Origin of the sequence: Enterococcus sp. LX10 (genome assembly GCF_023539285.1) — a bacterium.
Taxonomy (GTDB): domain Bacteria; phylum Bacillota; class Bacilli; order Lactobacillales; family Enterococcaceae; genus Enterococcus; species Enterococcus faecalis.
Genome location: NZ_CP092784.1, coordinates 1,142,246 through 1,155,557 on the forward strand (window position 1 = coordinate 1,142,246; position 13,312 = coordinate 1,155,557).

Annotated in this window: 13 protein-coding genes; all 13 read left to right on the forward strand. The window is 39.8% G+C overall.

Annotated elements, in window-relative coordinates; all coding sequences use genetic code 11:
• Positions 1-7 precede the first annotated feature (7 nt).
• Positions 8-376, forward strand: a complete 369-nt coding sequence (locus MKZ30_RS05505) for a hypothetical protein (protein ID WP_002361692.1) — start codon at positions 8-10, stop codon at positions 374-376.
• Entirely contained in the window at positions 366-3,299 is a 2,934-nt protein-coding gene (locus MKZ30_RS05510; protein WP_033601138.1) for a phage tail protein, read from the forward strand. The genes MKZ30_RS05505 and MKZ30_RS05510 overlap by 11 nt, the downstream gene beginning before the upstream one ends.
• 1 nt (position 3,300) lies before the next feature.
• On the forward strand, positions 3,301-4,227 hold the full coding sequence (locus MKZ30_RS05515; RefSeq protein WP_002365553.1) for a distal tail protein Dit: 927 nt from the start codon (positions 3,301-3,303) through the stop codon (positions 4,225-4,227).
• 12 nt (positions 4,228-4,239) lie between these two features.
• Positions 4,240-5,697: a phage tail protein gene (locus MKZ30_RS05520; protein ID WP_033601139.1), complete on the forward strand. Its 1,458-nt coding sequence runs from the start codon at positions 4,240-4,242 to the stop codon at positions 5,695-5,697.
• A 32-nt stretch (positions 5,698-5,729) separates the two neighbouring features.
• Entirely contained in the window at positions 5,730-7,499 is a 1,770-nt protein-coding gene (locus tag MKZ30_RS05525; RefSeq protein WP_033601140.1) for a hypothetical protein, read from the forward strand.
• Positions 7,500-7,522: 23 nt separating this feature from the next.
• A complete protein-coding gene (locus MKZ30_RS05530) occupies positions 7,523-7,918 on the forward strand; it encodes a phage holin family protein (protein WP_002357842.1) in 396 nt (131 codons plus the stop codon).
• Positions 7,919-8,036: 118 nt separating this feature from the next.
• Positions 8,037-9,161, forward strand: a complete 1,125-nt coding sequence (locus tag MKZ30_RS05535; RefSeq protein ID WP_002419812.1) for an SH3 domain-containing protein — start codon at positions 8,037-8,039, stop codon at positions 9,159-9,161.
• A 153-nt stretch (positions 9,162-9,314) separates the two neighbouring features.
• Positions 9,315-10,235: a tRNA pseudouridine(55) synthase TruB gene (truB, locus tag MKZ30_RS05540; RefSeq protein WP_002419811.1), complete on the forward strand. Its 921-nt coding sequence runs from the start codon at positions 9,315-9,317 to the stop codon at positions 10,233-10,235.
• A 25-nt stretch (positions 10,236-10,260) separates the two neighbouring features.
• Complete coding sequence (ribF, locus tag MKZ30_RS05545; protein ID WP_002363808.1) at positions 10,261-11,211, forward strand: riboflavin biosynthesis protein RibF; 951 nt, start codon at positions 10,261-10,263, stop codon at positions 11,209-11,211.
• Positions 11,211-11,807: a GNAT family N-acetyltransferase gene (locus MKZ30_RS05550; RefSeq protein WP_002419810.1), complete on the forward strand. Its 597-nt coding sequence runs from the start codon at positions 11,211-11,213 to the stop codon at positions 11,805-11,807. The genes ribF and MKZ30_RS05550 overlap by 1 nt, the downstream gene beginning before the upstream one ends.
• Before the next feature lie 545 nt (positions 11,808-12,352).
• Complete coding sequence (locus tag MKZ30_RS05555; protein WP_002357837.1) at positions 12,353-12,676, forward strand: PadR family transcriptional regulator; 324 nt, start codon at positions 12,353-12,355, stop codon at positions 12,674-12,676.
• 3 nt (positions 12,677-12,679) lie between these two features.
• On the forward strand, positions 12,680-13,021 hold the full coding sequence (locus MKZ30_RS05560) for a DUF1048 domain-containing protein (protein ID WP_249958799.1): 342 nt from the start codon (positions 12,680-12,682) through the stop codon (positions 13,019-13,021).
• A gap of 24 nt (positions 13,022-13,045) precedes the next feature.
• Positions 13,046-13,306, forward strand: a complete 261-nt coding sequence (locus tag MKZ30_RS05565) for a DUF2087 domain-containing protein (RefSeq protein ID WP_002360471.1) — start codon at positions 13,046-13,048, stop codon at positions 13,304-13,306.
• The last annotated feature ends 6 nt before the right edge of the window (positions 13,307-13,312 follow it).

Genomic DNA, 13,312 nt, shown 5'->3' on the forward strand with positions numbered 1-13,312 from the left:
CGATGACGTGTATCACGACATCGCTCTTTCTGCTTTTCGCTACTTAGGCTGTCGTTCATTTGAAGAAGTGGATCGGATGACCATGTCTGAATTTGAATTACGAATGATTGCTTTTAATTTAGCAGAAGTAGATGAAGAGCGGAAAAGGCACGAGCTTGCCTACTTAAATGTTAAAGCGCAAGCGACAAACAAAAAAGGAAAACCCGTTTTTGAAAGCTTTAAAAGTTTTTATGATTATGAAAAACGAGTTGCTGAAGTTCTGGCAGCTAACCAGCCACAACGAACAAAATTAAATGAGCGGAAAAAAACGCAACTTGCCACTGTGGCAGAGCGTCTACGCCGCTATCGAGAAGGGAGGAGAGTAGATGGAGAATGACAAAGAAAAAACGCCGTTATCGGAGGCAAAGAAAAGCCTTGCAGGCGTCCAACAAGCATTAAAAAGTATGAGCGGTGAGTATGCCTTATTAAGTGGATATTTAGGGAAAATTAGTGCGGGTGTCAATCAGTCAGCCACTGTCATGAACACATTTAAAACCGTCATGCAACAATCTGGAGAAACAGTGAAAAAAACAGGAGACGAAACAGCAAAGGCAGCAGATCAAATGAACACAGCGTTAACAGATTCTGCTGAACAAGCTGGTGAAGCAGCTAAAAAAGTGGGGAAAGAAACCTCTGATGGCTTTACTAATGCACAAAATAATATGCTGAGCTTTGGGACGGCCATGACTAGTGCCGTTTCCTTACCTATGCTGAACGTTTTAAAAACAGCTATGGGCGTCGGTGCTGGGGTCAGTGGCGAATTTCAAGGAATGCAAGGACTGATTATGGCCAGTGCAGGAGGGATTTCTGATTCATTGCAAGGCGAGTTGCAAGGGGCATTGACTCAGATGAATCAATCATTTGAAGCGGCGGCACAAGTGATTCAAAGCGTGATGGCTCCAGGAATGGAAATTTTGGTTCAAGTGGTTATCACAGTCGTCAAAGGCATTACAGCTTTGGTGAATTTATTTATCAAATTACCAAAACCCGTCCAAGTTTTTATTGTTGCCATTATGGGCATTTTAGCCGCCATTGGGCCCATGCTGATTATGGTAACGATGGCTCAGCAAAAATTTCAACAGTTTAGTGCTGGTTTGGCTCTTGTACAAGGAAACATTGGGAAGTTAGGTGGTGGCTTATCAAAACTAAGTGCTAGTTTTAGTGCCTTAAGTGGAGGACCATTAATTTTAATTGTAGCAGCCGTTTTAGCAGCTGTAGCAGCGTTTGTTTATTTCTATAAAACCAATGAAACATTTAGAAATAGTATCAATCGCTTAGCTAGTGCCATTCAAGGAGCTGTTTCAGCGGCGTTTGGCAAATTGGTAGGATTGCTACAACAGATCCAGCCGGCCTTTCAGCAAGTAATGGCAGTTTTTAAACAATTTTTTGCAGTAGGCTTAGAGAAAATGGCGACTATTTTTTCAACAATTGGTCGTGTGCTAACGGGCGTTTTTGCCAGCGGTTTGCAATTAGGTAGTAACTTATTAGGGCAATTTGGTGGTACCTTTGACAAAGCTGGTTTAGCGGTTGGTCTTTTGGTAAAAGTTCTGACAAAAGTTGCACTGGCTGCATTAGGAATTTCTGGGCCGTTTGGTCTAATTATTTCCTTGATTGTTTCATTCGTGACGGCCTGGATGAAAACCGGTGATTTGAGTGCGGGTGGTATTACCCAAGTCTTTGATAATTTAGGTAACACGATTACATCGGTTACAACAATGTTTGCGGCTAATCTACCGAAAGTTATACAACTTTTTACAACCGTCTTAACCAGTATTCTCGGGAAAATAACAGAAGCTATTCCAAGCATCGTAACCGCGTTATCTAGTTTAATTACGTTAATTGTTGGTGCGATCGTTGCCAATTTGCCCGTCTTAATTGAAGCGGCAACACAAATTATTACTACGTTGATTCAGGGGATTACAACAGTCTTACCAATGTTGATAGAAGTTGGTTTGAGCTTATTAATGACTTTAGTTAATGCGATTGTCACCGCCTTGCCAACAATTACAACTGCAGCGATTAATATCATCACTACATTAGTGACAGCTTTTGTCACAGCGTTACCAATGCTAGTTACAGCAGGTGTTTCAATTATCACGGCCTTAGTTAATGCATTTGTTACTATGTTACCGTTGATTTTGACTGCTGGTTTACAAATTTTGATGGCATTAATCACTGGGATTATGACGATTTTACCTCAGTTAATTCAATCAGCACTGACGATTATTCTAGCGTTAGTGACTGCGTTGATAGGTGCCTTACCACAGATTATCAGCGCAGGTGTCAAATTGTTAATGGCGTTAATTCAAGGGATTATTTCGATTTTACCAACCTTAGTTGCAGCAGCTATTACCTTAATTTTGACATTGGTAAATGCCTTAATTGGTGCCTTACCACAAATCATCAGCGCAGGTGTCAAATTGCTAATGGCTTTGATCCAAGGGATTATTTCAATTTTACCGCAACTGGTTACTGCAGCAATTACGCTAATTACCGCTTTAATGGGTGCGTTAATCAATGCGTTGCCACAGTTGTTAAGTGCTGGGATTCAACTGATTCAAGCCTTAATTAATGGTGTACTCAGTCTATTGGGTGCCTTGCTGTCCGCAGCAGGAACATTAATCTCACAAATGATCACGAAGATTGGTTCTTATTTTGGTCAACTGTTAGCTTCGGGCGGACAGTTAGTTGAAAATATCAAAAATGGGGTTACCAATGCAGCCGATCAGGTAAAAACTGCCATTGGTTCTGTAATTGAAGGTGCTTGGCAAGCAATCCAAGGTTGGTTTTCAAAATTCACCGATGCCGGTGCGAATATTGTCGGCATGATTGCTGATGGAATTACAGGCGCAATTGGAAAAGCCAAAGAAGCAATCGATGGGGTCGTCAGTAAAATTCGTAACTTTTTACCATTTTCACCAGCAAAAGAAGGTCCCTTATCTGATTTGCATAAATTGAATTTCGGCGGCACGATTGCCACGGGGATTTATGCAGGCGAAACAGCCGTTAGTAGAGCAATGGCTTCTATTTTAGATTTACCGCTGTTAAATGATTTTGCCTTGGACTTAGCTGGTCGAGGAAACTTCACGGCAACGATTGACCATCGTTTAGAAAATGATGCATACAATCGACCATTATTTGTGACAGTAGAGTCAACGTTAGATGGAAAAGTTGTTGCAGCAACTACGGCGCCTTATTTAGCAACAGAGTTACAACGACAACAAGTGAAACAAAATAACCGCTTAGGAAGGAGAGGATAATATGTATAAATTTGTTGATACCAATCAAGCAACTCATTCAACGCCTCTTCCTTCAGAAGCGTTGAATTTTAACGGCCAATTTTTAGAAAAAGTCATCCCTGGTTATCAAACATTATCAGTTTCAGGACGAGAATTAGTTCCAAGCGAAATTGAAAGCTATCAATTAGGGATTCGTGATGGTAAACGTCACGTTTATGCGCGGATTCCAGAACGAGAATTAACAGTCAAATATCGGCTTTCAGCTGTGAATAATGAAGCGTTTCGAGATGCATTTAATCATTTAAACGTTGCTTTGTTTACGGAAAAAGACGTTTCTATTTGGTTTAACGATGAACCGGAAATGCTGTGGTTTGGCAGTAAGTCTTCAGTGAGTGATGTACCCGAAGGCGTTAACCAAGTAACAGGCACCTTTACTTTATTGCTTTCTGATCCGTATAAATACACACGGAGTGATGCGACTAGTGTGATGTGGGGTTCGCCAACCATTACATTTCAAGCGAATTACTTAATGGGGAATACAGGCTCAGGTGCAGTTGATTTTCCAATTTTAATTGAAGGCGGGGCTTATTGGGGATCAACTATGATTACCTTTCAAAATCGGGCTTACACGATGGGGGATTTAGGCAAAGAAGTTCGGCCAATTGAAATTTATCCTACGGTCGAAGGATTAAAAGTCAAACCGACCATTATTTTAACAGGAACCGGACGTGGTGTTTGGATTAAAACACGGAACGATACAATTAACTTAGGAGACTTTGATCGTTCGGAAATTATCATTGATACTGAAAATTTTTATCTGACAAAAAATGGTGCACCGATGATTCGACCAATGAACGATTTTTATCTATATCCTAATGAACCGCTGTATATTCAAGCCAAAGATAGCGACTTCCGCTTGACGATTCGCTATCCTAACCGATTTGTGTAGGAGGGTGATTAAATGTTAATGGCGCTGGATTTGAAAAGAACATATACGGCAATTTTGGACAATGCCTATCAAGTCAGTTATGAAAAAATAGAGAATAAAATTGGCAGTTTAGATTTTACCATGCCACTAGATGATCCTAAAAATGAATTTATTGCAGAAATGCAATGGGTGGAACTGACCGACAATGAGAATGAATATATTGGTTTATATCGCGTGATGCCAACCACAATTAAGAAAGATGCGAACAATAATCAAATTCACTACTCTGCCACAGAAGCATTATGTACCTTAGGCGATACTGTCCTATTTGGTTGTCACGAAATTAAAAACAAAACAACGAAAGAGGCCATTCAATTTCTATTGAATAAACAAAAAACAAAGCATTGGGTCCTAAAAAAATGTGATTTTTCAAGGAAATTAACCTATAAATGGGAGAATGAAAACGGGCTAGTCGAGCCTTTATTTAGCATCCCAGCCGATTTCGAAGAGGAATATCTTTGGCAATGGAATACAGAGGTCTATCCTTTTGAAATTTCATTAGTCAAACCGCCAACAGAACCAGTTGCGCGAATTCAAGAAGGTTACAACATGCAAGGATTTGAAATAGAACGTAATCCCAAGATGCTAATCAATCGGATTTATCCATTAGGTTCAGGCGAAGGTGTTAACAAAGTCAATATTCGCTCGGTCAATCAAGGGGTTCCGTATTTAGAGAACAAGGCCGCAATTGACCGCTATGGTTTATTGGAGTCAATTTGGGTAGAACAGCGTTTTTCTGATCCCAAGGCATTAAAGGAAAATGCTTTGCGAATGTTAGAAGAATGGACCAAACCACAAGTTTCTTGGGTAGTGACTGCAGCTGATTTAATTAAATTAACAGATCAACCTTTGGCAATCGATCGTTTGCGGTTGGGTACGGTTATCATGATTAATACGAATGAATTTGGGAGTGTCAACCTTCGTATCAAAAAAGAAAGTAAAAAAGATGTCTTTGGTGCCCCCCAAGACATTCAGCTAGAGTTGGGAAATCTGCAAGAAACAATTCATAGTACCATGACAGCTTTCAGTCGGAAACAAGAGATTAGCGAAACTTACGCACAAGGGGCGACGACACTTTTAAATCGTTCAATACAAGGAGTACTTAGCAAGACACAGCCAGTGGAGCTGAATTTATACTTTGACGAGGACATTCTTTATGTAAACACCGCAGAATTAACGTTCAAGGCAACTGCTAAAGGACCTTCGCATTCTGTAACGAACATTGATTTGGTAGTGGATGGCAAAAAATTACCCCAACTATCATTGAAACAACAACGGCTAAACATTTTGAGTTATTTACGAAAAACAACAGATGGAAAAATCGAACGCGGCAATCACACGCTTCAATTTTTCTCTCATCAGCCACTATGGTTGGATGCTTCGGTCATCTGTCGTGTGTATATTCAATCCCAATTGGGTGGCCAGTTTTAATAAAATAATGAAAACTAGAGGAGTGTGACGAAATGTCAGTAGAACATATTGAAGAATTAGATACCCTGAATCAAGGTCGCCTTAAAATCAATGCAATCTTGGATCAGTCGAATGCATCAGCTGAGAAAGTTGATGCTTACCAAGTCCAGTTAACGAATGGAATTTCTGAAGCGAAAAACATCGCAGATGAAGCTGGCAAAGAAGCCGTACAAATTGCCACCGATGCAGGCAATCAAGCAAATGAAACAGCTAACCAAGCGATGAACAATGCCAAAACAGCAATCACGATTGCAGGAAATGCAGTTTCAACGGCAAATAATAATAAACAAGAATTTGATACTTTGCGAAATGATTTCGATCAATTAGTAGCAGAAGCAGGTGATAGTAATCCAGAAATTGTCCAAGCACGCACAGATACACAAGGCATCAAACAAGCTACCTTAGCGAATCGTCTTCAAATTGATTTGAATGACCGTATGACAAAAGCAGATGGCATTTCTTTGTTGGCTAAGCCAACCACTGTCAAATTGAAGTTAGACTTTAACGGTAAAACGGCCGGCAATACAGCCACCAATGCAAACAGTTATTCCACTGATTTTACGGCAAAAATTCTTAAGAAGCCAACAGATGTTTGGGAGGAAGTTTCCCAAGCGGACTACAATAAAATGGCCAGCCGTGATGATGAGGGTGTGAAAACAGGCTCCACCCAAAGTGGTGTAATTCCACAACAGTTAGCGGCCTTCAATCTCGTTGAAGCCGCTAAAAAATTAATTCCACAAATGTTTGAAACATTCACAACTGACGAGGCGGTGGCATTTATTCGCCAGAACGTTCAATTTTTTACGATTAATCAACGTGTGAAAGCCGCTGCGCCCAATAATCAAACGATTAAAATCGCTACGTATTTACCAACTACGGATAATTGGGTAACTCAAATCCAAGAATCAGCAAAAGAGTTCGGCGATTTTTCAATTCAAATCAATGATCAGAATTTTATCACAGATGAAGGGTTCATTTATTTAATGAGCTATACAGATTCATCGAATGGGGTGACGCCAGCCAGCGTAGAAGTTGATTACGTGGGACTTCATATTGGTCTGTCTGTTGATGCCCAAGCGGTTTTAGCGAAGAGTGGTTTTGTTCAAGCAGAGCAACTCAATACCCATGTGGAAAATCAGGATAATCCGCACCAAGTAACCGCTGAACAAGTAGGGCTAGGCAATGTAGAAAATTATGGCTTCGCGTCAGACAGCGAAGCAGTCGCGGGAACTTTAACGAGTAAATATATGCACCCGAAAAACGTTGCGGAAGCGATTAAAGGTCAAGCTGTGACACAAACAGGTGATCAAGAGATTGCTGGGGTGAAGAATTTTGTAACTATGCCAACCGTCAATGGTGTGCCTTTTGAATCTTCTAAAATGGCCATTTATGAAGCTAGTGGAGTCGGTGAAGTCGAGGCAAAATATCAGGCGGCCTTTAATAAAGACAATATGAAATTTGTATTAATTAGGGTAGGAAATCGTGTCGATGCATTTGTAAGATGTAATTTGAGTGATCCAACGAAATTGAATAACCACATGCCCAAAGTATTTAACATACCAACTGGGTACAAAATGTCCTCAAAAATAAGTGCTAGTGTCTGGAATATTCCGCTCTCAGTTGCACCTTACGTTTTTCCGTATCCTAATTGTAATGCACTATATGAAATCGGAAATCAAGGGATAATTTTTGCCTCAAGCAGAGCCGGAAATGTTTACCTACAAGGAAGTTGGTATACGGACGATCCGTTTCCGACAAAATAACAAACTAGTTTAGGAGACTTTTTATGGAACGTTATCTCAACACAATAACAATGCTTTTAAGCATTTTCGGTGGGATTGTCGTACGTTTATTAGGCGGATTAGATCAATTGTTGGATGTCTTCCTCTTTTTAATTATTGTCGATTTCATCACAGGTTGGATTAAGGCAATCGCCACAAAAGAATTGTCCAGTCGGATTGGTATGCTCGGAATTGCGAAAAAAGTGACGATGTTATTTGTGGTTGCCGTAGCGGTTCGTGTTGAAAAAGTTGTGGGGAACAATTTGCCAATTCGGGAAATGGTTCTGATTTTTTACATTGCGAACGAAGGACTTTCTTTTTTTGAAAACATTGCGACCTTTATTCCTATGCCGAAAAAGTTAAAAGAGTTATTTATTCAGTTAAAAAATAAAGATGATTAAGTAGAAGTGGTCGGGACAAACGTAGAACTTTCGGCTGATTGCCGAAGAAATTACTTCTGTCTCGCCATTTATCTGCAGGGTTAAGCCATGAAAGGGAAGTTATTTTGACTTTCCTTTCATGGCTTTTTTAAGAAAGGAGCATGCTATGTTTAAAAAATTAATGATTCAACTTGCTTTAGTGATTGGCTTAAGTTTAACGATTCCGATGACAGCTTGCGCTTACACCATCGAAGCGGATCCAATCAACTTTACTTATTTTCCAGGCTCTGCAACCAATGAATTAATTGTTTTACATGAATCAGGAAACGAGCGGAACCTAGGACCACACAGTTTAGACAATGAAGTAGCCTATATGAAACGAAATTGGTCAAATGCTTATGTCTCATATTTTGTCGGATCTGGTGGACGAGTGAAACAATTAGCTCCTGCTGGTCAAATTCAATATGGCGCAGGTGCTTTAGCTAACCAAAAAGCATATGCGCAAATCGAATTGGCTCGAACGAATAATGCGGCGACGTTTAAAAAAGATTATGCTGCCTATGTTAATTTGGCCCGTGATTTAGCTCAGAACATTGGTGCTGATTTTTCGCTGGACGATGGAACAGGTTATGGAATAGTCACTCATGATTGGATTACAAAAAATTGGTGGGGAGATCATACAGATCCTTATGGTTATTTAGCGCGTTGGGGGATTAGTAAAGCGCAGTTGGCACAAGATTTACAAACGGGCGTTTCTGAAACAGGTGAGACTGTCATTGTTCAGCCGGGTAAACCTAATGCACCAAAATATCAAGTAGGACAAGCAATTCGTTTCACTTCAATCTATCCAACACCAGATGCTTTAATCAATGAACATCTATCAGCAGAGGCACTTTGGACACAGGTAGGAACAATTACAGCGAAATTACCGGACCGACAAAACCTTTACCGTATTGAAAATAGCGGACATTTGTTAGGTTATGTGAACGACGGCGACATTGCTGAACTTTGGCGCCCGCAAACGAAGAAATCATTTCTAATTGGTGTGGACGAAGGCATTGTTTTAAGAGCAGGACAACCTAGTTTGTCAGCACCCATTTATGGTATCTGGCCCAAAAATACTCGCTTTTATTACGATGTGTTTTATATTGCAGATGGGTATGTTTTCATTGGTGGAACAGATACGACAGGCGCGAGAATTTATTTGCCAATCGGACCAAACGATGGCAACGCACAGAATACATGGGGATCATTTACTAGCTAAAAAAAGCCACAAACTCTGCTTTTATCAGAGTTTGTGGCTTTTTTTGCATTTAGCAGAGATTTTGCCAAAGGGAATAAGCAATGGAGACTGCGAAGCTAGGTACTTTTATGCTATAATGACAAAGTTAGTATTATCGGAACTGGAGGAACTATAATGGACGGCATTTTACCGTTATGGAAGGAACGTGGCATGACAAGTCATGACTGCGTATTTAAATTGAGAAAAATTTTACATACCAAAAAAATTGGTCATGGTGGTACGTTAGATCCAGATGTCGAAGGGGTCTTACCCATCTGCGTTGGCAAAGGAACGAAAGTGATCGAATACATGGTAGATTCTGGCAAAACCTATGAAGGTGAAATTACACTTGGATTTGCTACGACAACCGAAGATGTTAGTGGCGAAATTGTTGAAAAAAAACCAGTTACAACACCTCTGTCAACTGAACAAATTGATCAAGCAATGGCCGAAATGACAGGTGAAATCACACAAATCCCACCGATGTTTTCTGCGGTGAAAGTCAATGGTAAACGTTTATATGAATATGCGCGGAACGGGGAAGAAGTTGAACGGCCCCAACGAAAAGCTATGATTTATTCATTTGAACGCACTAGTGAACCAATTTTTAACGAATCCGCTCATACACAAAGTTGGCGGTTTAAAGTGGTCTGTGGCAAAGGAACCTATGTGCGGACACTATCAGTGGATACTGGCAAAAAATTAGGCTATCCTGCCCATATGTCGGATTTAACGAGAACGGCAAGTGGCGGTTTGCAAGCTGCGCAATGCTTAACGTTAGAAGAAGTAGCCAAACAAATGGCTGCTGAAACAATCGATCAATGCCTATTGCCCATTGAGACAGCAGTAGAACAATTCCCACGAATTGATTTATCAGATGAATTGTATCAAAAAGTAAAAAATGGCATGCGTTTGCACAAAAAAGAATTAGGAATAAAGGCAATGCCAGAATCCTTAGTTGCCTTATTTTACCAAAATCAAGTGGTTAGTTTATACATGCCACACCCAACGCATGATAAATTATTGAAACCAAGTAAAGTTCTACGGAACAATTAAATAAAAAAGAAGGAAGTTTTTGCACATGCAAGTTATTCAACTACATCATCCCTATGAACCCAATCAAATTCCTAATGAAGAAGTCGTGATGGTCCTAGGCTTTTTTGACGGTGTTCACAAAGGCCACCAAAAAGTAATTGAAACAGGCAAAAAGATTGCGGAGGAAAAAGGCTTGAAGTTAGCTGTGATGACCTTCAACCAACACCCATCAATCGTTTTTCAAAAAGTTTTACCAGAAAATATGAAATATTTAACTAGCTTGGAACAAAAAGAACGCCTAATGGCCAACTTGGGCGTTGATATTTTATATATTGTCGAATTTACTTCAGCGTTTGCTCAATTAAAACCGCAAGATTTTGTCGATCAGTATATCGTTAATTTAAATAGTGCAGTGGCAGTCTCTGGGTTTGATTATACGTATGGTCCTAAAGAAATCGCTGGAGTCAAACAGTTACCAACTTATGCGCAAGGCCGTTTTGAAGTGGTGACAGTACCAAAAGAAGAAATGACTGGTGCCAAAATTAGCTCAACAAGAATTCGCGAAAAAATGGAAGCCGGCGAAATGGAGGAGGTCACGGAGTTGTTAGGATATATTTATGAAACAGAAGGAACAGTTGTCCATGGCGATGCTCGGGGCCGTTTATTGGGTTTCCCGACCGCTAATGTCAAAGTGAAAAGCACCGTGCGCTTACCAAGAATTGGCGTCTATGCTGTGCAAATCGAAGTTGGTGGCAAATGGTATGTCGGCATGGGCTCAATTGGTCATAATGACACCTTTGGAGAAGGACGCGATTTAACCGTGGAAGTCTATATTTTGGACTTCCATCAAGACATCTATGGTGAACAAGTGGTGGTTCGTTGGAATCATTATTTACGTGACCAAGTGAAATTCAATGGGGCTGAAGCCTTGATCGACCAATTAAAACAAGATGAACGAGATACGGCTGACTATTTCCAACAATCAGAGGACAAATAATGAAGATTCGTCAAGAAAAACCTGCAGAGTATCAAGCTGTAGAACGTTTAACGTATCAAGCGTTTAAGGGATTAAACTTGACCGAAAACTGGCGTCCCACAGAACATTTTATCGTGCATTTATTAAGAGAAAGTGCCGACTTTATTCCGGAGTTGTCCTTAGTTTCAGAAACTGATCAAGGAAAATTAACGGGTCATATTATGTCTTCAAAAGCCAAACTACGATTACCTGATCATACAGAAAAGGCTGTTTTGACCGTTGGGCCGCTAAGTGTCCATCCAGAAGTTCAGAACACGGGCGTAGGCTCCGCGTTAATTAAGCATTCTGTGCAGAAGGCCAAAGAATTAGGCATCGGCGGATTGATTATCTTGGGCCATCCAACTTACTATAAGAAGTTCGGTTTTGTTCCAGCGACTACTTTTCAGATTACGTTACCGGAAAAAGAAACATCAGAAGCATTATTGGCTTTGGAATTACTGCCAGGTTATTTTGGTACAAGTGGTGGGGAGTGGCATTTTTCAACATGCTTTGCTTATCCAGAAACACACCTTGCAGAATTAGAAGCCTTTGAAGCAGACCTCGGAATAAATGAATAAAGAATAATAAGGAGGTCGGGACAGAAGTGTTTAACTCCGAGAAATAAGAAGGAATTTCCGAAAATTGTTCTATAATTTTTGGAGACCAAGTCCTTCAATTCTTAGTGATTTATCACTTAGAGATTGATGAGATCGGAGCTCTGCGAAGTAGGTATTGTTCATCATCGAATCACTACGTTCTTCGTGATTCTCAACAATTTCGGCTTATTCCCGAAGGACCTTCACCAAGTAGGTACGATGATTTCATCTGTTCATGCTTCACAGTGAAACATCGCAACTCTTAGAGCTGTAGCTCTTTTGAAGGCTGTACTGTGACGAGACGCATGTCGAGAAAACACCTTAGAAGTTGTTGAGATCGGAGCAACGCGTAGTGTTGCTTCTGTTCCCGCCGTTTATTAGTTTTTGAGCGTGGAGCAAAAATCCAAAGTGATTTTTGTCCCACGCTCCTTTACTACTTTTTATTACAAAGTAGTTGACAGAACCGGTACTCAGTATTATTATGTAGTGGTACATAGTACTAAATAGTAGTTTGGGGAGGAAAAGCAGTGAAGCAGACAGAGTTGCTAAAAGGCATTTTAGAAGGTTTAGTTTTAGCCATCATCCAAAGGAAAGAAACATATGGTTATGAAATTACAAAAATTTTAAATGACCAAGGTTTTACTGAAATTGTTGAAGGAACCGTTTATACGATTTTACTGCGTTTAGAAAAAAATCAATGGGTTATAGCTGAAAAAAAGCCTTCAGAAAAAGGACCAATGCGGAAGTTCTATCGCTTAACCTCATCAGGAGAAGCAGAACTCGCTGATTTTTGGCAGCGTTGGACGTTGCTTTCAAAACAAGTAAACAAGATGAAAAAAATGGAGGGATAGAGCATGTCAGATTTTAAAGCGTTGATCAAAAAAGTTATTGGGGATAAAAAAGAGTACAAAGAATATAAACGACGGATTGCAGCATTACCAGCAGAGTATCGACAAGTATTTCAAGAAATTGAAAAATATGCATGGCATTTTTCAGATCATAGCGGAGCCAATATGTTCAATGCGTTGACTGATTTACTTGATTTGTTTGAAGAAGGAGCTGCTAACGGAACACCTATCAAAAATATTACGGGAGAAAAAGTAGGCGATTTTGCTGAAACAATTGTCAATGAAGTCGCTGGCAAATGGACCGATAAACAGAAAGAAAAACTGAATCAACAATTTTCTAAACAATAGTCAAAACAAAAAAGGAGAATAAACATGGTTGAAAATTTTTTTAAAGAAGGAAAGTTGCTGGTTATTCCCAAGAAAAATGCGAAAAAAGTCCAAGTGTTTCAACGTGTGGCCAACCAATTTGAATTTGGGAAAGAATATACGGAAAAAGAAGTCAATCAGCGACTTAGAGAAATCTATGAAGATTATGCACTTTTGAGACGGTATTTAGTAGATTATCAGTATTTAGAAAGAGATAAGTTTGGAAAAATTTATCAGAAATGTGAGCAACACACAAAAATTATATAAATGTTT